A 19,760-nucleotide genomic window follows, 5' to 3' on the forward strand; every position below is an offset into this window, starting at 1 on the left:
GGTGTGCCCCCGCCACTGGCGGGGGCGGCCCTCACCGGGCGGTGCGGACCTCGGTGCCCAGCGCCTCGCGCAGCTTGGCCAGGCTGACGGCGCCCTCGCGCAGCACCAGGGGGTCGTCACCGGTGAGGTCGACGATGGTGGACGGCACCGGGTCGCCGGACGGCCCGCCGTCGAGGTAGACCGAGACCAGGTCGCCGAACTGCTCGACGGCCTCCAGGGCGGTGGCCGCGGGCGGCTGCCCGGAGCGGTTGGCGCTGGAGACCGCCATCGGCCCCACCTCGCGCAGCAGCTCGATGGCCACCGGGTGCAGCGGCATCCGCACCATCACGGTGCCGCCGGTGCGGCCGAGGTCCCAGTTCAGCGACGGGGCGTGCGGCAGCACGATGGACAGGTCGCCCGGCCAGAACGCCTCGATCAGCGTGCGGGCGGTGTGCGGGACCGACAGCACCAGGCCGTCGATGGTCGACCAGGAGCCGACCAGCACGCCGACCGGCATGTCCGGGCCGCGGTTCTTCGCCGCGAGCAGCCCGGCCACCGCGGTGGCGGAGAAGGCGTCGCAGCCGATGCCGTACACGGTGTCGGTCGGGATGACCACGACCCGACCGGAGCGGACCGCGCTGGCCGCCGCGCCGAGGCCGTCCTCGCGCTGACCGCGCTCTCCACAGTCGTAGACCGTCACCCGCGCGAGCCTAGCGGTGTCCGTCACCGACCGGTCACGCGCCTCGCCGGGTGATCCGCCCGGCGAGCACCCGGGCCCGGCTCTCCCAGGCCTGCCTGCGGAAGCGCACCACGATGAGGAACAGCAGGGCGCTGCCCAGCACGATGCCGAGCACGACCAGCACCACGCTGCCGGTGATGCCGCCGACGGCGACCAGGATCAGGCCGAGGGACACCGCGAGCACGGCGAGGCTGACCGCGATGCCCTCCGGCCGCCACTGCCACTTGCGGCCCGCGCGGACCTCGGCGAGCAGCCGCTCGGCGCCGCGCCGCAGCTCGTGGTCGTCGACGTCGAGCTGCAGCACGCGGCGGGCCGCGTGGTCGCAGAGCCGGAGCTGGTACTCGCTGGTGATGACCAGGACCTCGTCGTCGGTGCGGGCCCGGGCCTGGTCGCCGGCGGAGGCCCAGGTGCTGGCGAGGTAGTAGCGCAGCACCGGGTCGGTGCTCGTGCCGAAGCGCCGTTCGAGGTCCCGGGCGGCCGTCTCGGCCTCGTTCCCGGCGACCATGGCCTGGGACATGCCGAGGACGGCCAGGACGTTGTCCGGGTCCAGCTCGACCGCCGCCCGGTAGTGCCGCGCGGCGGTGCGCCAGCGGCCGCGGGCGAGCAGCACGTCACCCATGCCCACCTGGTCGTGCGGGTGCGCGCGCAGCCCGGCGGCCTGCTCGAACCCCGCTATCGCCTCGTCCAACCGGCCCGCGAGCAGCGCGGACCGCGCGGCCGCGGCGAACTGCCCACCGGCGAGCGCGTCGGCGCCACCCACGTGGTTGGCGCTTTTCCCACCGCCGGGCGGTAGGTTGTAGTCGATGTGGTCACCGTCACCCGTGGCCAACTGCCACTTGGCGATGACGTCCTGCCATGTGCGAAGCATTGGATCACCCAGAGCGGCACGCTACCCTCGGTACGCCATACCGATCGGCCATACCGGCCCGCCACGCCGTCGACCGGGGAGTCACCACGACCAGCCGCACGCCACGCCGCAGCCTCCAGCCCAGCTCGCGCTGGCTGGCGTCCTCGCTCGTCGTCGCCTACGCCGCCGTGAGCGCGGCGGTGGGCACCGTGCTGCTCAACGCGCCCAAGGACCCGGACCCGACGGCCCAGTCGACGCCGATCTACGTCTACACGGACGCGCCGACCCCGGAGCCGACGACACCGACGACGAGCCCGAAGCCGTCCCGGGTGGCCATGCCGGTACCGGAGGGCTACCAGCGGGTAGCGGGCCCGGGCGGGTTGGTCACCACGATCCCGAGCGGCTGGAAGATCACCCGGTCGGGTGGCCCGGGGGCGATGCAGGCGACCGACCCGGACGACCCGGGGCGGTACGTGCGGTACGGGGGGTCGGCGGCCCCCGCGGCGGGGATCGTCGAATCGCACGTGGCGTACGAGAAGACGTTCGGCTCGGCCAAGCCGAACTTCACACGGCTGAGCCTCGGCACCACGACGTACCACGGCACGCAGGCGGTGGACTGGGAGTTCGAGCACGACTCCCCCACCGGCAGGCGGCGCGCGCACTCGATGTACTGGCGGGTCGGCGGGATCGAGTACGTCCTGTACGCCAGCTCGACGAGCGCACGGTGGTCCGACACCAAGCCCGTCTACGACACCATGGTCGACAACGCCACGCCGTAGACCGCTGCTCAGGTGCGGCTCAGCGGGCGGTCCCGTGGTCTTGGACGCGGACGTCTCGACCCAGCGTGGTCGCGTTCTCTCGTGGTCCAGGCGCGACTTTTCGAGCGCTGCGGCGGGGTTTTGGTGGCGTTCCGTTGGCGCGTCAGGAATCGCGGCGACGCGCCACGGCGAAGCGGGCTCGGCCCGCCAAATCAACTCGATCGTCCACTTCGGACAACACCCGCCGGGTGGCGAGCAGCTCCGGCACCGATTCCCCGTGCGTGTCATCGTGTTCGATGCCCACCCAGCCGCCGGGCGCGAGCAGCCTCGCGGCCGCGGCGACCACGTGCCGGATGACGTCCAAGCCGTCCGCACCGGAGAAGACCGCGTGCCGCGGGTCGTGGTCGGACACCTCGGTCGGCACCTCCGTCCCCTCCGGGACGTACGGCGGGTTGCAGACCAGCAGGTCGACCTTGCCTTCCAGGTCCACCAACAGGTCCGGGTCCGTCACGTCCGCGGCGTGCAGCCGGATCGGCGTGTCCCCCGCGGCCACGCGGACCTCCGCGTTCTTCCGCGTCCACGCCAGGGCGGTCGGGTCGACGTCCACCGCGTGCACGACCGCGTCCGGCCGCGCGTGCGCCAGCGCCAGCGCCAGCGCGCCGGAGCCGGTGCACAGGTCCACGATGACCGGCGCGGCGCGGCTGGCCAGCACCGACACGCCCCACTCGTACAGCAGCTCGGTCTCGGGGCGCGGGACGAACACCCCCGGGCCCACCGCCAGCGCGATCGGGCCGAGGTGGGCCTCGCCGACCAGGTGCTGCAGCGGCTCGCGCTTGGCCCGGCGGGCCACGAGCTTGCCGATGGCGTCCACGGTCGAGGGGTCGACCAGGGGCACGAGCACCAGCTTGCCCCGCGCGACGCCCAGGACGTGCGCCGCCAGCAGTTCCGCGTCGGTGCGCGGCGACGCGACACCGGCCTCGGTGAGGATGCGCTCGGCTTCCAGGATCGCGACCCGGAGGGGCTGTCTGGTCATGTTCCCCACCATCGCACCTCTCAGCCGGTTGAGCCCGCCAGGCGGTCGGCGCGGTCGGCGTCGGCGAGCGCGTCGAGCACCGCGTCCAGGTCGCCGTCGAGCACCGCTTCGAGGTTGTGCGCCTTGAAGCCGACCCGGTGGTCGGAGATGCGGTTCTCCGGGAAGTTGTACGTGCGCACGCGCTCCGAGCGGTCGACCGTGCGGATCTGGCTGCGGCGGGCGTCGGACGCCTGCTTGGCCGCCTCCTCCTCCGCCGCCGCCATCAGCCGGGCGCGCAGGACCTGCATGGCGCGGGCCTTGTTCTGCAGCTGCGAGCGCTCGTTCTGGCAGGACACCACGATGCCGGTGGGCAGGTGCGTGATGCGCACCGCCGAGTCGGTCGTGTTGACGCTCTGGCCGCCCTTGCCGGAGGACCGGTACACGTCGACCCGCAGGTCCTTGTCCGGGATCTCCTCGAAGTCGGCGGTGTCCTCGATCTCCGGCACCACCAGGACACCCGCGGCCGAGGTGTGGATGCGGCCCTGCGACTCGGTGACCGGGACGCGCTGCACGCGGTGCACGCCGCCCTCGAACTTGAGCCGGGCCCACACGCCGTCCGGGTCGGAGCCCTTGCTCTTGATGGCGACCGTGACGTCCTTGAAGCCGCCCAGGTCGGACTCGGTGCCGTTGAGCACCTCGGCCTTCCAGCCGTGGCGCTCGGCGTAGCGCAGGTACATGCGCAGCAGGTCGCCCGCGAACAGCGCGGACTCCTCGCCGCCCTCGCCGGACTTGACCTCCAGCAGCACGTCCGCGGCGTCGTGCGGGTCGCGGGGCAGCAGCAGCTCGGTCAGCTTGGTCTCCAGCGCGGGGATCCGCGCGGCCAGCTCGTCGGCCTCGGCGGCGAACGCGGCGTCCTCGGCGGCCAGCTCCCTGGCCGCCTCCAGGTCCGCGCGCGCGCCGTCGAGCTCGCGGGCGGCCTTGACCACCGGCGTCAGCTCGGCGTAGCGGCGGCCCAGCCTGCGGGCCCGGTCCTGGTCGGCGTGCACGGACGGGTCCGCGAGCGCGACCTCCAGCTCGGCGTGCTCGGCGCGCAGTTCGCCCAGCTTGGTCGAGTCCACGACGGGCACCTCCCGGGGGTGTGGCGGAGTGGGAACACGCGAACGGCGCCCACCCGAGATCCCGGGTGGGCGCCGTCTGCGGAGCTACTTGGCGGTCTTGGTCCGCTTGCCGTAGCGGGCCTCGAAGCGCGCGACCCGGCCGCCGGTGTCGAGGATCTTCTGCTTGCCGGTGTAGAACGGGTGGCAAGCCGAGCAGACCTCGACGAAGATGCTGCCGGAAGACTTGGTGCTGCGCGTGGTGAAGCTGTTCCCGCAGCCGCAGGTCACCTCGGTGGTGACGTACTCGGGGTGGATGCCGTTCTTCACGGTGGTCGCCTCTCGATCAATGGCCGCCGGGTCCTCGCGTCGATGGCTCTCGACGGAGGTGAACCGGTGCCGGACTCGACCTGACAGTGTGCCAGAAGGCCTGGCACGGGCTGCAACGCGGTCGCCCGACCAGGTATTCCCCCGCCGTTCGTCCGGTGTACTCGACCTCCCGCCGCACCCCTTTGGCCGCTCGCCGACGGCCCTCGAACGCGCCGTCGAACAACCCCCCGGCCGCCTCCCACACTGGGCGCGTGCGCTGCGCCATCGGCACCCCGCTGCCGGTCCCGGTCTGGCTCGCGGTGCCCCTGCTGTTCATCGCGGCCGTGCTCGGGCTCACCGGCCTCGGGGGGCTCCTGCTCGGGTCCACCTGGGCCGTCCCGCTCTCCAGCGGGGTCTTCGGCGCAGCCGCGGCCACCGCGGGGGTGCTGGCGGGCGCGGTGCCCTGGCGCACGGCCGGGCAGCGCGCGGCGCTGGCGCTGCCCTACCCGGCGGTGTGGTTCGCCGCCGGGCTGTTCGTCGGCCACGTCGCCGTGCCCGCCGCGTGGGCGGTGGGCGTCGGCGTCCCGGCCGCCGCCGCGATCGCCGCGGGCGGCGCGCGGCTGCGCGGCACCCGAACGCCACCTCCTCCGCCGGTACCGGTTCCCGCACCGACGCCCCCGGGGGCACCGGTACCGGCGGCCGAAACGGCCGAGTCCCCGCACGCTTGGCGCGCGCGGGGACTCGGCCGTGTGGAGTTCGACTGACGCCGTACTAGTCGTCGTTCCCCTGGGGGGTGGTCTTGGCCACCTGCATCAGGAACTCGATGTTGGTACGGGACTTGCGCAGCCGGTCGAGCAGCAGCTCGATGGCGGCCTGGCTGTCGAGCGCGTGCAGCACCCGGCGCAGCTTGACGGTGACCGCCAGCTCGTCGGGCGAGAGCAGCAGCTCCTCCTTGCGGGTGCTGGACGGGTCGACGTCCACCGCCGGGAAGATGCGCTTGTCGGCGATCTTGCGGTCGAGCTTGAGCTCGGCGTTGCCGGTGCCCTTGAACTCCTCGAAGATCACCGTGTCACCGGCGGAGCCGGTCTCGACCAGCGCGGTGGCGAAGATGGTCAGCGAGCCGCCACCCTCGATGTTGCGCGCCGCGCCGAGGAAGCGCTTCGGCGGGAACAGCGCCGTCGAGTCGACACCACCGGACAGGATCCGGCCGGAGGCCGGGGCCGCGAGGTTGTACGCGCGGCCGAGGCGGGTGATCGAGTCGAGCAGCACCACCACGTCGTGGCCCATCTCCACCAGGCGCTTGGCGCGCTCGATGGACAGCTCCGCGACGGAGGTGTGGTCGCCCGGCGGGCGGTCGAAGGTCGAGGCGATGACCTCGCCCTTGACCGACCGCTGCATGTCGGTGACCTCTTCCGGCCGCTCGTCGATGAGCACGACCATCAGGTAGATCTCGGGGTTGTTGGTGGTGATCGCGTTCGCGATCGCCTGCAGCACCGAGGTCTTGCCTGCCTTGGGCGGCGAGACGATGAGCGCGCGCTGCCCCTTGCCGACCGGCATCACCAGGTCGATGACGCGGGTGGTGAGGATGTGCGGCTCGGTCTCCAGGCGGAGTCGCTCGTTCGGGTAGAGCGGGGTGAGCTTGGTGAACTCGGGGCGGTTGCGCGCCTGGTCCGGCTCCAGCCCGTTGACCGACTCCACCCGCACCAGCGGGTTGAACTTCTGCCGCTGCTGCTCGCCCTCGCGCGGCTGGCGGACCAGGCCGGTGATGGCGTCGCCGCGGCGCAGCCCGTGCTTGCGGACCAGCGACAGCGAGACGTAGACGTCGTTGGAGCCCGCCAGGTAGCCCGAGGTGCGGACGAACGCGTAGTTCTCCAGCACGTCCAGGACACCGGCGACGGGCAGCAGGACGTCGTCCTCGCGCACCTCGGTGTCGTTCTGGCCGCCACCGCCGCCCTCGACGCGGCCACCGCGACGCCTGCGGTCGCGGAACCGGCGACCGCGGCGACCGCCGCCGTCCTCGTCGTCGTCGTCCGGACCGGTGGCGCGGTTGTCCTGCTGCCGGTCGTTGCGGTCGTTGCGGTCACCGCGGTCGTGGCGGTCCTGCCGGTTGCCCCGGTCACCGCGGTCGTTGCGGTCACCGCGGTCCTGGCGGTCGCCCCGGTCGTTGTTGCGGTCGCCGCGGTCACCGCGGTCGTTGTTGCGGTCGTTGCGGTCGCCCCGGTCCTGGCGGTCACCGCGGTCGTTGCGGTCACCCCGGTCCTGGCGGTCGCCCCGGTCACCCCGGTCGTTGCGGTCGCGCCTGCGGTCACCGCGCTCGCCCTGCGGGCGCTCGTCGGTGCGCGCCGGGCGCGCCTCCGGCTGCCGCTCCGCCTCGGCGGGCGCGGTCGGCGCGGTGGTGGCCTGCGGCTGCGCGGCGGGCGCGGCGCCCTCGGGGCTGCCCGCGGCCCGGCTGGCCCGGCGGCGACGGCTCTCCCGGCCGCCCTCGGCGGCCCGGGACTCCGGCGCGGCCTCGGCGGCGACCGGCGGCGCCGGGGCGACCTCGGTCGGCCGGACCTCGGCGGGCTGCTCGGCCTTCGCCGCGGTGCGCCGCGCCTTGGTCGGCGCGGGCGCGTCGGTGCCGTTGAGGGGCAGCTGCTGCGCGGTGGCTCCGCCCGAGCCCCCGCCCTGCCGCTCTTTGATGGCCGCGATCAGGTCGCCCTTGCGCATGCCCGTGGTGCTGGCGATGCCCAGCTGACCCGCGAGTTCGCGCAGCTCGGCCAGGACCATGCCGGACAGGCCCGCGCGGCGCTTGGTCGTGCCGTTGCCCGCGGCCTTCTCAGCGGGGACCTGCGACTCGGCGTCGCTGCTCAGTAGATCGGTATTGCTCACACATGTCCTTCCTGACCGGTCCCCGCCTCCAACGCGGACCAGCGGACCGCCACCCGTCGGAACGCGAGATGGCGTGGCTGCGCCCCTGACCCAGCAGGTCGGGGCACGGGGGTGGCCGTGGCACGGCCACCGGGCGACCCGGTCGCCAAACGGGGAGCATCTGGTCACCACGGTCGTCGGGTACCTGGGAGCCCCGACTCTCGACCTTGGCAAGGACGGAGCCGAATCTCCGGCAGATGATGCGCGACCCGGGAAGAATCCCCGGGAACGACACCGGGCGCCCGTGCGCGCGGTGACTGAACGCCCCCGAGGGTAGACGGCCGTCACTCGACGTGCAACAACCGGCTCACAGCGCGTCGCCCCCGTTTCCCGGCGTGGCGCGGTGATCTGAGTCACTCGTGTCCCGAGTGACGTGACCCGGATGGCACAACGCCTCGGTGACGTCGGGTATTCCGGTTCAGCCGAGTGGGTCCACCACTACACCCGTACGGTCGAGCGGCAGCGGCAGAACGGTGAAGCCGCCCAGATCGACCGCTTGGGGTAGCGCGGTACCCGCCGTGAGGGCCAAGACCGTCGGCCCGGCGCCCGAGATCGCCGCCGCGACACCGTGCGCGCGCAGCGCGCGCACCACGCGCAGCGAGTCCGGCCACGCCTTCTCGCGGTAGTCCTGGTGCAGCGAGTCCGCGGTGGCGGGCAGCAGCAGGTCCGGCCGCGCGGAGACCGCGTGCACGGCCAGCGCGGCCCGGCCCGCGGCGAACGCGGCGTCCGCGTGCGGCACGACCTCGGGCAGCAGGCCCCTGGTCACGTGGGTGGCCGACTGCTCCCGCGGGACGATCGCGACCGGCCGCAGGTCCGGGTGCGGTTCGACGCGCGCGGCGCGGAACCGCCGGTCGCCGTCCGACTCCTCGCACCAGGCCAGGACGAGCCCGCCGAGCAGGCTGGCCGCGACGTTGTCCGCGTGGCCCTCGAACTCGGCGGCCAGGTGCAGCGCGTCGTCGAGCGCGGCGCCGGTCAGCGCGACGCCCGCGAGGCCGTACCCGGCGGCGATCCCGGCCACGACGGCGGCGGCCGACGAGCCGAGGCCGCGCGCGTGCGGGATGGCGTTCGCGCAGGTCAGCTCGAGGCCGCCGGGGGCGGTGTCGAGCCGGGAGCAGGCCGCGAGCAGGGCCCGCACGACCAGGTGGCTCTCGTCGAGCGCCACGTCCTCGGCGCCCTCGCCGGAGACCCGGACGACCAAGCCCGGGTTCGGGGTGCGCCGGACCTCCACGACGTCGTGGAGGCCCAGCGCGAGGCCTAGGGCGTCGAACCCGGCGCCCAGGTTGGCCGAGGAGGCGGGGACGCGGACGCGCACCCCCGCGACCCCTGCGCTCACGTGAGGTCCAGCGCGGAGGCGACCGCCGAGGCGTCGACCGGGACCGGTTCGACCTCGACGAGCCCGTCCAGCGCGGTGTCCGGGTCCTTGAGGCCGTGGCCGGTGACCGTGCAGACGACGACGGACCCCCGCGGCAGGCGGCCGTCGGCGGCGACCGCGAGCAGGCCCGCGACGCTGGCCGCCGACCCGGGCTCGACGAACACGCCCTCGCGCACCGGCAGCAGCCGGTACGCCTCGAGGATCTGCTCGTCGGTGACCGCGTCGATCAAGCCGCCGGACTCGTCGCGCGCGGCGACCGCACCGGCCCAGGAGGCCGGGCTGCCGACGCGGATGGCGGTGGCGATGGTCTCCGGGTTGGGCACGGGCTCGCCGCGCACGATCGGCGCGGCACCCGCGGCCTGGAAGCCGAACATCCGCGGCGTGGCCGGGATGATGCCGTCCTCGGCGTAGTCGCGGTACCCGCGCCAGTACGCGGTGATGTTGCCCGCGTTGCCGACGGGCAGGCAGTGGATGTCCGGCGCGCGGCCGAGCACGTCGCAGATCTCGTACGCGGCGCTCTTCTGCCCGACCAGCCGCACCGGGTTGACCGAGTTGACCAGGCCGATCGGATACTCGGCGGAGGTCTTGCGGGCCAGTTCGAGGCAGTCGTCGAAGTTGCCGTCGATCTGCAGCACGCGGGCGCCGTAGGCCACGGCCTGCGCGAGCTTGCCCTGGGCGACCTTGCCGCGGGGCACCAGTACCGCCGAGGTCAGGCCCGCGCGGGCGGCGTAGGCCGACGCCGAGGCCGAGGTGTTCCCGGTGGAGGCGCAGATGACCGCCTCCATGCCGTTGGCCAGGGCGTGGGTGATGGCCACGGTCATGCCGCGGTCCTTGAACGACCCGGTCGGGTTGTGGCCCTCGACCTTGAGGTAGACGGCGCAGCCGGTGCGCTCGGACAGGTACGGCGCGGGCAGCAGGGGCGTGTTGCCCTCGCCGAGGCTGATCACCTTCGCGCCGGGTGGGATGGTGATCCGGTCCGGGTACGCCTGGATGATGCCCGGCCAGCCCGGCCGCACATCGGTGGGGATGGTCATGAGTCCTCGCCTTCGACCCGCATCACGCTGACCACGTCGTGCACGAACGGCAGCCCCGCTACCTTGTCCACTGTGGAGCGTAGCGCGGCGTCCGGTGCCGAGTGGGTGACGATCACGAGGCTGGCGTCGGTGGCGCGCCCTTCCTGGCGCACCGCGGCGATGCTGACCTCGTGCTGGGCGAACTCGGCGGCGACCGCCGCCAGCACGCCCGCGCGGTCCGCGACGTCCAGGCTGATGTGGTACCTGGTCGAGGCCTGCGCGATCGGGCGCACCGCCAGGTCGGCGTAGGCCGACTCGCGCGGTCCGCGCCCGCCGACGACCCGGTTGCGGGCTACCGCCACCAGGTCGCCGAGCACGGCGCTGGCGGTGGGTGCACCGCCCGCTCCCTGCCCGTAGAACATGAGCTGACCGGCGGCCTCGGCTTCCACGAAGACCGCGTTGAACGCGCCGCTGACCCCGGCCAGCGGGTGGCTCCGGGGGATCATCGCCGGGTGCACGCGCACCGCGACGGACTCCTCGGGCGCGCCGTCCTCGCCGGTGGTGAAGACGCGCTCGCAGATGGCCAGCAGCTTGATGGTGCGGCCGAGCGCGCGGGCGGCGGCGAAGTCGGCGGAGGTGACCGCGGAGATGCCCTCGCGGTAGACGTCGCCCGCGGTGACCCGGGTGTGGAAGGCCAGCGAGGCCAGGATGGCGGCCTTGGACGCGGCGTCGAAGCCGTCCACGTCGGCGGTCGGGTCGGCCTCGGCGTAGCCCAGCCGGGACGCCTCGTCGAGGGTCTCGGCGTAGCCCGCCCCGGTCTCGTCCATGGCCGAGAGGATGAAGTTGGTGGTGCCGTTGACGATGCCCATGACCCGGGTGATCCGGTCGCCCGCCAGCGACTCGCGCAGCGGGCGCAGCAGCGGGATGGCACCGGCGACGGCGGCCTCGAAGTAGAGGTCGGCGCCGCTGGCGTCGGCGGCCTCGAACAGCTCCCCGGCGTGCTCGGCCAGCAGCGCCTTGTTCGCGGTGACCACGGACTTGCCCGCGGTCAGCGCGGCCAGCAGCCAGGTGCGGGTGGGCTCGATGCCGCCGATGACCTCGACCACGACGTCCACGTCGGGGCTCGCGACCAGCCCGGCCGCGTCGGTGGTGAGCAGCTCGGCGGGCACCTCGCGGTGCTTGTTCGGCCTGCGCACCGCGATGCCGACCAGTTCCACCCGGGTGCCGACCCGGGCGGCCAGCTCGTCGGCCTGCTCGGTGAGCAGCCGGACGATCTGGGTGCCGACGGTGCCGCAGCCGAGCAGGGCGACCCGGATGGGTTTGGCAGTCACGCTCGCCGCCGAATTCACTCGGTCTCCAGTCTCAGCAGGTCGTCCACGGTCTCCCGGCGCAGCAGCAGCCGCGCCGCGCCGTCGCGCACGGCCACCACGGCGGGCCGGGGCAGCCGGTTGTAGTTGCTCGCCATCGAGTAGCAGTAGGCGCCGGTCGCGGCCACCGCCAGCAGGTCACCGGGAGCAAGGTTGTCCGGAAGCCAGCAGTCTCGCACCACAACGTCACCGGACTCACAGTGTTTGCCCACCACTCGGGACAGCACGGCCTCGTCGCCGCGCTCCCCCTCGGCGCTGGAGCGCGAGACCAGGCGCACGTCGTAGAGGGCGTCGTAGAGGGCGGTGCGGATGTTGTCGCTCATGCCGCCGTCGACGCTGACGTAGCGGCGGCCGGTGCCGTGGCCGAGCGAGACGTCCTTGGTGGTGCCGACTTCGTAGAGCGTCACGGTGCCCGGTCCGACGATGGCCCGGCCGGGCTCGACGGCGATGCGCGGCAGCGGCAGCCCGGCCTGCTCGCACTCCTTGGTGACGATGGTGCGCAGCTGGTCGGCCAGCCACTGCGGGGGCGGTGGGTCGTCCTGGGCGGTGTAGGCGATGCCCAGGCCGCCGCCGAGGTCGACGGTGGTGAGGTCGGCGAGGCGCTCGGCGCCGTGCTCGGCGTGCAGCTCGGCGAGCAGGCCGATGACCCGGTGCGCGGCGACCTCGAAGCCGTCGGCGTCGAAGATCTGCGAGCCGATGTGGCTGTGCAGGCCGACCAGGCGCAGGCCGCCGGACTTGAGCACCCGGCGGGCGGCCTCGGCGGCGGCGCCACCGGCCAGCGAGAAGCCGAACTTCTGGTCCTCGTGCGCGGTCGCGATGAACTCGTGGGTGTGCGCCTCGACGCCGACGGTCACCCGGATCAGCACGTCGGCGACCTTGCCGCGCTCGCGGGCCAGCTGGTCGAGCCGGGCTATCTCGAAGAACGAGTCGACCACGATCGCGCCGACCCCGGCGTCCAGCGCCTGGGCCAGCTCGTCGGTGGACTTGTTGTTGCCGTGCAGGGTGATCCGCTCGGGCGGGAACTGCGCGCGCAGCGCCACGGCCAGCTCGCCGCCGCTGCACACGTCGATGCTCAGGCCCTCGTCGGCGACCCAGCGGGCGATCTCGACGGAGAGGAACGCCTTGGAGGCGTAGTGCACCAGGGCCGGGTCGCCGAACGCGGCGGCGTGCTCGCGGCAGCGGGCGCGGAAGTCGTCCTCGTCGACGACGAACAGCGGTGTGCCGTGGGTGGCGGCCAGCTCGCGCACGTCGACGCCCGCGATCCGCACGGCGCCGTCGTCGGCTCTGGCGGCGTTGCGCGGCCAGACCGCCGGGACGAGCCCGTCGAGCGCGGCCGCGGTGGTGGGCCGTTCGGCCGCGGTGCTGGTGGGCGGCAGGACTTCCGCGTGCCGCGGACCCGCCGGGTGTGCCCTCATCGTTGACCTACATCCGTTCCGGTGCGGTGGTGCCGAGCAGTCCCAGGCCGGTGGCCAGGACCTGGCGGGCTGCGGCGCACAGCGCGAGCCGCGCGCCGTGGGTCGGGCCCGGCTCCTCGTCGCCGATCGGCAGCGCGCGGTCGGTGACCGGTCCGCGCACGGCGTCGGCGACGTCGTCCAGGTGGTGGGTGAGCCGGTGCGGTTCGCGGTGCGCGACCACGTCCGGGAACTCGGCCAGCAGCCGGGCGAGCGCGCGCTCGGCGGGCCGGTCGAGGAGTTCGAGGTCCCCTGTGGAAGGTGTGACATTGAGGTCGGAAGCGTTGCGGGACAGCGAGACCAGCCGCGCGTGTGCGTATTGGACGCGGAAGAGCGGGTTGCTGTCCGTCCGCTTGCCCCAGACGGCCGGGTCGATGTCCACAGTGGACTTGTTCGTGTTCAGCGCGGCGTAGCGGGCGGTCTCGGCGCCGACGGCGGCGGTCTGCGCGGCGGTGGGCGCGGCGCGGGGGTGGAAGTCGTCCGGGGTGCGGTCGCCGACGCCGTAGCGGGGGCCCTCGGCGAGCACCCGGCGCACCGCGTCGTGGTCCACGGCCGCGGCGAGGCGGAGGTTGACGAACCCCGGGCCCGCGACCTCGGCGGCGGCCACGGCGGCGTCGGCGTCGAGCAGGTCGGCCAGCCAGCCCGCGACCTCGCGGGGGTCCGCGCCGACCGGACCGGCCACCCGCAGCGCGACGGCCGTGGCGTAGTCGCCGTGCGCCGGATCACGCGGACGGGTGACGGTGATCTCGGCGGGGACGGCGCCCGGATCGAGCCCGCGCGCGCCCAGCGCCCGCACGGCGGCGGAACGGACCAGGTCAGCGAGCGCGGCAGGGGTCACCGGGCAAGTCTAGGTAGCGGGGTCCCGGCGGAGCCTGCGGGTCCATACACTCAGCCGCATGATTCGCTACGCGCGACGGCTCGCGCTCGGTGCCGCCTGCCTGCTGCTCGTCGGCTGTTCGAGCACCACGAACGGGGAGACCGTCCCCGGTGGGACCCGGGCCGCGGACCCGCGGGCGAGCGGATCGAGCGAGGAGCCCACCACGTCGGGGGGCAAGGCCGACCCGACGGCGCGGATCAAGGGCGTGCTGTCGCTGAAGTACAAGGCGGGCCAGCACGTGAAGAGCCCCCAGCGGGTCGCCTACGACCACACGCCCCCGCTGGGCGGCCCGCACGACCAGCTGTGGGCCCCGTGCAACGGTGTCGTCTACAAGAAGGCGGTGCGCACGGAGAACGTCGTGCACTCGCTCGAGCACGGCGCCGTGTGGCTGACCTACGACCCGAAGAAGGTCAAGGACGCCGACCTCGCCACGCTGGTCAAGAAGGTCGACGGCCAGCCGTACTCGGTGCTCTCGCCCTACCCGGGCCAGCCGACGGCGGTGTCGGTGCAGGCGTGGGGCAGGCAGGTGCAGGTCGACGGGGTCGACGACCCGCGCATCGACCAGTTCATCACCGCCACCCGCGGCAACCCGGACCTGGCCCCCGAGGCGGGCGCGCGCTGCGACGAGGCGGACCCGGAGGCGTTCAGCCAGGACAACCCGCCGCCGTTCGACCCGACGCCGCCGGGGCCCGACGCGGTGCCGGTCGGCGGCGGGTCCTGACCCGTTCCCGTTTTCCCGTTCGGGTCGGCTGACCAGCCGGTTCACGTGGCCGTTGACACCCACCAGACACCGGTTCCCTAGACTTGGCCACCGCACCCACCTGGTGCGTCCCCTGCAGCGGGGAGCCGACGCGAGGGTCCGAGGGACGGCATGGCCAGCGGAACGAAGAAGAACGGCCCCAAGGGGGGCAAGGGCGGCGTGGACGCGGTCAAGGCCGCGCGCTCGTCCGTGGTGTCCAAGAAGGGCGCGCCCTGGGGGCTGATCGCGGGCATCACCGCCATCGCGCTGCTGGCGGGCGGGGTGTTCACCTACGCCTTCGTCAAGATCAACGCGGCCAAGGAGTTCACCGCCTCCGACGACAACAAGGACCCGTCGGAGAACATCAACGGGGTGCTGCGGATCAAGTACACCTCCGGCCAGCACGTCGAGGCCACCCAGCGGGTCGCCTACGACCAGAGCCCGCCCTTCGGCGGGCCGCACGACGGCGTGTGGGCCGACTGCTCCGGTGTGGTGTACCCGTCGGCGGTGCGCAACGAGAACATGGTGCACGCGCTCGAGCACGGGTCGGTGTGGATCGCCTACAACCCGGACAAGGTGCAGGGCGAGCAGCTGGACAAGCTGAAGACGCGGGTGGACGGCAAGCCGTACATGGTGATGTCGCCGTACCCCGGCCTGGACAAGCCGATCTCGCTGCAGTCGTGGGGCCACCAGCTCAAGGTCGACAGCGCCGATGACGAGCGGGTCGACCAGTTCATCAAGTCGCTGCGGACCAACAGCTACCTGACCCCCGAGCCGGGTGGCCGCTGCGACAGCAACCAGACCGGGTTCGACCCGTCCAACCCGCCGCCGTTCGTCGCCGAGAAGCCCGGCGCGGACGCGATCCCCATGGACGGCAAGGGTTCCAGCCCGGCGGCCTCCGAGGGCGCGATGATCCCGACGACCGCGGTCTCCGCGCCCGGGTCCGCCCCGGCATCGGCCCCGGCGCCCGCCTCCGCGACCTCCGTCCCGTCGTCGCAGTGACCGAACAGCCGGAGGACAGCGAGCTCCCCTCGACCCAGGGGGCTCGCCGGTCCGGTCTCGTCTACGCGATCGCGGCCCTGGTGGTCCTGCTCGTCGGCGCCGCCGCGGGCATGCTGATCACCCTGGCCGCGGTCGGCGGTGACGACGAGCACCCCGGCCCCGACTCGATCGACGTCGGGTTCTCCCAGGACATGCGGGTGCACCACCTGCAGGCCATCACGATGGCGGGCCTGGCCAGGGACCGCAGCGACGACGCCGAGGTCCGCCAGCTGGCCTTCGACATCGAGTCGACCCAGCTGGACCAGAGCGGCCAGTTCAGCGGCTGGCTGACGGCCTGGGGTCAGCCGACCCTGGCCCCCACGGACCAGCCCCACATGCGCTGGATGGCCACCGCCCACTCCCACGGCGGCGGCGCGGGCGTCGACCTGATGCCCGGGATGGCGACGAGCGAGGAACTGGCCAAGCTCCGCGGCCTGCAGGGCAAGGAGTTCAACGTCTACTTCCTCCAGCTCATGCTCCGCCACCACCAGGGCGGGCTGGAGATGGCGTCGTACGCGGCGGACCACGCGAGGGCCGACTACGTGCGCAACCTGGCCCGCAAGATCCAGGAGGGCCAGCGCGCCGAGACCGGCCTGCTGACCAGGATGCTGAGCGACCGGGGCGGCTCACCGCTGCCCAACTAGCGGACCACGGAAATGGCCGGCCTCGGATCAGTCGAGACCGGCCATTTCTGATCTCGCGCCCCGGAAGGCTCCATCCCCATCCGCTGCGGTTGTCCACAGAGGCTTATTCAGCGGCGTAGAAGCAGAGGGCGATAACGGCCGATATGGTGTCGGTGAAAGTGTCGGTGGGACGCCGGTAGTCGGTGTGGAGAACACGCCAGGTTTTGAGTTGGGCGATGGCGCGTTCGACCACGACTCGGAGGGAGTTGTGGTGTCGGTTGAACTCCACTTCCCAGTCGGGTTGTTCTCGGTTTCTGGGTTTTCTGATCGGGGTCAGGATGCCGCTGCCGATGTAGCCCTTGTCGCCGAGCCGGGCGCTGGGCTCTCGTCCGTCGAGAACCCGCGAGGCGTTCAGGCCGACGATGTCGTTACGGGATCCCGGCCTAGGATCCGACACCCATCTCGGACGTCCGTCCGGCGTGCACACGACCTGGACGGTGAGCCCGGTCGTGCGGTGTGTCCCGGAGAACAACTCCGGACGGGAAGCCCAGGACCAGCACGGCAGCAGTGTCCCATCCACTATGGGGGAATTGCGGTCGTCGAGATCGTCGGCCGTCGGAACGCACTGTTCGAGCACGCCGGCCAACAATGGTGTCACCGCCGCGATCGCCCGACTGATCGTCGGCTGTGACACCTCGAACGCTTCCGCCAAACTCCGCTTGAACCCGATTCCGCCGCAAGTACGCCAACGTGACCACCACGGAGCGATATAAACCCAGAACCGGCGGCCACAGGCGAATCGATTCGCTGATGGCTTCGCGGATCAGAGCACACAATTCTTCGGCACGGTCTCGCACGAGGCCGGTTGTGTGATACATGGAGGCGGTCCGTTTTCGAGAACCAGGTGTGGTAACTGAATTCTCTCAAACGGGCCGCCACCTCTTACTTTTGGTTACTCACCCCGGGGTTGTGAATAAGCCTCACAGGCGCCGAACAACGGCTTCCGACCCGCCGGGCATTCCAAATAGGATCAGAAATAGGGGTTCCCCCTATTGCGGGGGACCCCTCGCGGGCGCTGAAGGACCGGTAGAGCGGATTGAGGCTGCGGGCGCCTGCCAGGCCGGCAAGGTGCGGATCCTGGCTGGAGATCCAGAACGAGTACCGCCGCGTTCGGAGCGCTCGTCGCGCGACTGAACGGCCGCCACGTGGACCGCTACCGCAGGCTTCTGTTGGGCAGGTCGGCCGTGAACCCGCCACCAGACCTGCGGCTGACAAGCCCGGTCGCTGCCCTGAACGAGCGGGCGCCCGCTGGGCCTCGCAAACGTTCGCGGCGGGGCCGTGGAGCCGCCGGGCCTGGAGCAGGTCTGCCCGATCAGGCAGACATGCTTCCCCTCACCAGGACAGCTGCTTGCACTTCGAGGCCGCCGCCCGGTGCTCGACCTGGAGCGTCGCGTGCTCGATGCCGTAGTCGTGGTGCAGCAGCTCCCGCGCGGTGTCCAGGACACCGGCCTGGTCCGCGCACTCCGTCGTGGTCAGGTGGGCCGACGCCACCTCCATCCCCGACGTCAGCGTCCACACGTGCAGGTCGTGGACCTCGGCCACCCCCGGCACCCCGCCGAGCCGGGCCGCCAGCTCGTCCACGTCGACCCGCTCCGGGGCGTGCTGGAACAGGATCCGCAGGGCGCGGCGGGCGAGGGACCAGGTGCGGGGCAGGACCCACAGGCCGATCGCGACGCCGATGATCGGGTCCGCCCAGCGCCAGCCGGTGGCCAGCGTGATCAGGGCGCTGACCAGCACGCCGAGTGAGCCGATGAGGTCGGCGACGACCTCCAGGTACGCCCCGCGCACGTTGATGCTCTCCTGCGCGCCGTCGCGCAGCAGGAAGAACGACACGACGTTCGCCGCGAGGCCCGCGGTCGCCGCCAGCAGCACGGGCAGGCCCGCCACCTCGGGCGGGTCGGTGAAGCGCTCGACGGCCTCGTACACCACGTACGCCGCCACGCCGAACAGCAGCACCGCGTTCGCCAGCGCGGCGAGCACCTCGGCCCGGTACAGCCCGAAGGTGCGCCCCGGCTTGCTGCGGGCCCGCCGCGCGACCACGATCGCGGCCAGCGCGAGGCCGACCCCGACGACGTCGGTGAGCATGTGCGCGGCGTCGGAGATGAGCGCCAGCGACCCCGTGGCGACGCCGACGGCGAACTCCACCGCCATGATCGCCGCGGCGATGCCGAAGGCCACCCACAGCCTGCCCACCAGCCGCCCCGAGGCGCTGGCGGCGGCGGTCGTGCCGTGCCCGTGACCGTGTCCCACGACTGTCCCCTTCCCGACTCGCCGAACATATAGTCACATGCGCATAAGTGCAACGGGGTGTGACCCGATCGGCGCTGAACGCCACTCGAACGAGGGATCATGCTGGCTGAGGTCCCAGAGGCTTGTCAGCGCTCTGGTAAACGGGAACCGTGGTTACCACTTCGCGCACGGCCGAGCCGGGGGGCGCGCGCCCGGTCACCGCACTGGCGCTCGTGCTGCTGTCCATCGCCACGGCCGCCGCCCAGGCCTCCGGCCCCGTGTCCCCGCCCGCCCGCGCGGACGCCCCACCACCCAAGGTCGCGGGCCCCTACCCGACGGCCGCCGCGCACGGTGAGGCCCAGCGGGCCGAGCCCGCGCCGGTCGGTCCGATAGCCCAGATCCCGGAGCCCGCGCCGGTCGCGCGGACGCAGGTCCCGCGCGCGTACCCGGCGCCGGTGGGCGAGCAGGGCATCCCGCGCAACATGCTCGCGGCGTACCGGCGCGCCGAGGGCGCGGTCGGCAAGGCGTGCGGGCTGCGCTGGTACCACCTGGCCGCGATCGGCCGCGTGGAGTCCGGGCACGCGCGCGGCGGCCAGGCGACGCCGGAGGGCGACACGGCGCCGCACATCCTCGGCCCGGTGCTGTCGGGCGCGCCGGGCGTGGCCGCGATCGCCGACACCGACGGCGGCGAGTTCGACGACGACCCGGTGTGGGACCGCGCGGTGGGTCCGATGCAGTTCATCCCGTCGACCTGGCGCAAGTACGGCGCGGACGGCAACAAGGACGGCAAGTCGGACCCGAACAACATCTACGACGCGGCCGTCGCCGCCGCCCGGTACCTGTGCTCCGGCGGGCTGGACCTGACCAAGCCGGACGACCTGGGCGCGGCGATCTTCCGGTACAACAACTCCGGCGACTACGTGGTCGCGGTGACGACGTGGATGACGGCGTACTCGAACGGCGTCACGCCGGTCCCGCCCGCGCCGCCGGTCGTCGACCCGGTCGCGGAGCAGCCCGCGCCGCCGCCGGAGCCGGATCCGGTGCCCGCGCCGACGGAGTCGGTCGAACCGACGCCGTCCGCCGAGACGCTGGCGGAGGCGACCCCTTCGCCGGACGCGTCGTCCGAGCCGCCCGCGGGGTCGGAGCCCGCCGAGTCGCCGTCGCCGTCGGTGGAGCCCAGCGCGGAGCCGTCGGCGGAACCGGCGCCCGCGGGACGGCCCGCGCCGCTGCGGCTGTGCGCCGTGGGCGTGGAGTCGACGCCGGAGGCGCCGTGCCGGGCCCGCGAGCGGCCGACCGGGTGAAGACGTCGGGCCGCGCACCTCGCGGTGCGCGGCCCGATCACG

At 73.2% G+C, this 19,760-nt stretch carries 19 protein-coding genes; 6 read left to right on the top strand and 13 right to left on the bottom strand.

All coding sequences use genetic code 11. The features are described 5' to 3' along the window. Positions 1-31: 31 nt before the first annotated feature. Positions 32-679: an L-threonylcarbamoyladenylate synthase gene (locus V5P93_RS31110; RefSeq protein ID WP_104481680.1), complete on the bottom strand. Its 648-nt coding sequence runs from the start codon at positions 677-679 to the stop codon at positions 32-34. Positions 680-713: 34 nt separating this feature from the next. After that, a complete protein-coding gene (locus V5P93_RS31115) occupies positions 714-1,586 on the bottom strand; it encodes a M48 family metallopeptidase (RefSeq protein WP_104481559.1) in 873 nt (290 codons plus the stop codon). A gap of 167 nt (positions 1,587-1,753) precedes the next feature. Here V5P93_RS31115 and V5P93_RS31120 point away from each other — a divergent pair, with 167 nt between their 5' ends. After that, the gene (locus V5P93_RS31120; protein ID WP_104481560.1) at positions 1,754-2,344 is read left to right on the top strand and encodes a hypothetical protein; all 591 of its coding nucleotides are present in this window, start codon (positions 1,754-1,756) and stop codon (positions 2,342-2,344) included. Positions 2,345-2,486: 142 nt separating this feature from the next. Here V5P93_RS31120 and prmC read toward each other — a convergent pair whose 3' ends face one another. From prmC to rpmE, 3 genes are all read right to left on the bottom strand, one after another. Next, positions 2,487-3,356, bottom strand: a complete 870-nt coding sequence (gene prmC, locus V5P93_RS31125; protein WP_104481681.1) for a peptide chain release factor N(5)-glutamine methyltransferase — start codon at positions 3,354-3,356, stop codon at positions 2,487-2,489. A gap of 20 nt (positions 3,357-3,376) precedes the next feature. Beyond that, positions 3,377-4,453 (bottom strand): peptide chain release factor 1, encoded by a 1,077-nt coding sequence (gene prfA, locus V5P93_RS31130; protein WP_104481561.1) that lies wholly within the window; start codon positions 4,451-4,453, stop codon positions 3,377-3,379. A gap of 84 nt (positions 4,454-4,537) precedes the next feature. Further along, a complete protein-coding gene (gene rpmE / locus V5P93_RS31135; RefSeq protein WP_104481562.1) occupies positions 4,538-4,759 on the bottom strand; it encodes a 50S ribosomal protein L31 in 222 nt (73 codons plus the stop codon). A gap of 251 nt (positions 4,760-5,010) precedes the next feature. Between rpmE and V5P93_RS31140 the strand changes: the two genes are divergently transcribed. Then, positions 5,011-5,502 (top strand): hypothetical protein, encoded by a 492-nt coding sequence (locus V5P93_RS31140; RefSeq protein ID WP_104481563.1) that lies wholly within the window; start codon positions 5,011-5,013, stop codon positions 5,500-5,502. Between the two features lie 7 nt (positions 5,503-5,509). Here V5P93_RS31140 and rho read toward each other — a convergent pair whose 3' ends face one another. The 6 genes from rho to V5P93_RS31170 form a co-directional block, all read right to left on the bottom strand. After that, positions 5,510-7,606 carry a transcription termination factor Rho gene (gene rho, locus V5P93_RS31145; protein WP_104481564.1) on the bottom strand — a complete coding sequence of 699 codons (2,097 nt, stop codon included), beginning with the start codon at positions 7,604-7,606 and terminating at the stop codon, positions 5,510-5,512. A 457-nt stretch (positions 7,607-8,063) separates the two neighbouring features. After that, positions 8,064-8,978: a homoserine kinase gene (gene thrB / locus V5P93_RS31150; protein ID WP_104481565.1), complete on the bottom strand. Its 915-nt coding sequence runs from the start codon at positions 8,976-8,978 to the stop codon at positions 8,064-8,066. After that, the gene (thrC, locus tag V5P93_RS31155) at positions 8,975-10,051 is read right to left on the bottom strand and encodes a threonine synthase (RefSeq protein ID WP_104481566.1); all 1,077 of its coding nucleotides are present in this window, start codon (positions 10,049-10,051) and stop codon (positions 8,975-8,977) included. Before thrC ends, thrB begins: the two co-directional genes overlap by 4 nt. After that, positions 10,048-11,361, bottom strand: coding sequence for a homoserine dehydrogenase (locus V5P93_RS31160; RefSeq protein ID WP_181043741.1), 1,314 nt, complete (start codon positions 11,359-11,361; stop codon positions 10,048-10,050). The genes thrC and V5P93_RS31160 overlap by 4 nt, the downstream gene beginning before the upstream one ends. Before the next feature lie 14 nt (positions 11,362-11,375). Beyond that, complete coding sequence (gene lysA / locus V5P93_RS31165; protein WP_104481568.1) at positions 11,376-12,812, bottom strand: diaminopimelate decarboxylase; 1,437 nt, start codon at positions 12,810-12,812, stop codon at positions 11,376-11,378. 7 nt (positions 12,813-12,819) lie between these two features. Then, entirely contained in the window at positions 12,820-13,686 is an 867-nt protein-coding gene (locus V5P93_RS31170) for a DALR anticodon-binding domain-containing protein (RefSeq protein ID WP_104481569.1), read from the bottom strand. A gap of 58 nt (positions 13,687-13,744) precedes the next feature. On the opposite strand from V5P93_RS31170, the gene V5P93_RS31175 reads away from it, so the two are divergent. The 3 genes from V5P93_RS31175 to V5P93_RS31185 all read left to right on the top strand — a co-directional run bounded on the left by V5P93_RS31175 (position 13,745) and on the right by V5P93_RS31185 (position 16,149). Beyond that, positions 13,745-14,446 carry a DUF3105 domain-containing protein gene (locus V5P93_RS31175; RefSeq protein ID WP_104481570.1) on the top strand — a complete coding sequence of 234 codons (702 nt, stop codon included), beginning with the start codon at positions 13,745-13,747 and terminating at the stop codon, positions 14,444-14,446. A 150-nt stretch (positions 14,447-14,596) separates the two neighbouring features. Continuing rightward, the gene (locus tag V5P93_RS31180; protein ID WP_104481571.1) at positions 14,597-15,466 is read left to right on the top strand and encodes a DUF3105 domain-containing protein; all 870 of its coding nucleotides are present in this window, start codon (positions 14,597-14,599) and stop codon (positions 15,464-15,466) included. Next, the gene (locus tag V5P93_RS31185) at positions 15,463-16,149 is read left to right on the top strand and encodes a DUF305 domain-containing protein (protein WP_245931575.1); all 687 of its coding nucleotides are present in this window, start codon (positions 15,463-15,465) and stop codon (positions 16,147-16,149) included. The genes V5P93_RS31180 and V5P93_RS31185 overlap by 4 nt, the downstream gene beginning before the upstream one ends. Positions 16,150-16,252: 103 nt before the next feature. Here V5P93_RS31185 and V5P93_RS31190 read toward each other — a convergent pair whose 3' ends face one another. Further along, positions 16,253-16,840 carry a transposase family protein gene (locus V5P93_RS31190; RefSeq protein WP_245931576.1) on the bottom strand — a complete coding sequence of 196 codons (588 nt, stop codon included), beginning with the start codon at positions 16,838-16,840 and terminating at the stop codon, positions 16,253-16,255. Positions 16,841-17,520: 680 nt separating this feature from the next. Next, complete coding sequence (locus V5P93_RS31195; protein ID WP_104481572.1) at positions 17,521-18,438, bottom strand: cation diffusion facilitator family transporter; 918 nt, start codon at positions 18,436-18,438, stop codon at positions 17,521-17,523. Between the two features lie 149 nt (positions 18,439-18,587). On the opposite strand from V5P93_RS31195, the gene V5P93_RS31200 reads away from it, so the two are divergent. Then, entirely contained in the window at positions 18,588-19,718 is a 1,131-nt protein-coding gene (locus V5P93_RS31200; RefSeq protein ID WP_104481573.1) for a lytic transglycosylase domain-containing protein, read from the top strand. Positions 19,719-19,760: the final 42 nt, after the last annotated feature.

The sequence above is a fragment of the Actinokineospora auranticolor genome (genome assembly GCF_041897805.1).
Taxonomy (GTDB): Bacteria; Actinomycetota; Actinomycetes; order Mycobacteriales; family Pseudonocardiaceae; genus Actinokineospora; species Actinokineospora auranticolor.

Excerpts from the sequence above, each read along its gene's own strand:
- prmC (WP_104481681.1), bottom strand. The coding sequence starts at position 3,356 with ATGACCAGACAGCCCCTCCGGGTCGCGATCCTGGAAGCCGAGCGCATC.
- lysA (WP_104481568.1), bottom strand. The coding sequence starts at position 12,812 with ATGAGGGCACACCCGGCGGGTCCGCGGCACGCGGAAGTCCTGCCGCCC.
- thrC (WP_104481566.1), bottom strand. The coding sequence starts at position 10,051 with ATGACCATCCCCACCGATGTGCGGCCGGGCTGGCCGGGCATCATCCAG.
- V5P93_RS31175 (WP_104481570.1), top strand. The coding sequence starts at position 13,745 with ATGATTCGCTACGCGCGACGGCTCGCGCTCGGTGCCGCCTGCCTGCTG.
- V5P93_RS31180 (WP_104481571.1), top strand. The coding sequence starts at position 14,597 with ATGGCCAGCGGAACGAAGAAGAACGGCCCCAAGGGGGGCAAGGGCGGC.
- V5P93_RS31115 (WP_104481559.1), bottom strand. The coding sequence starts at position 1,586 with ATGCTTCGCACATGGCAGGACGTCATCGCCAAGTGGCAGTTGGCCACG.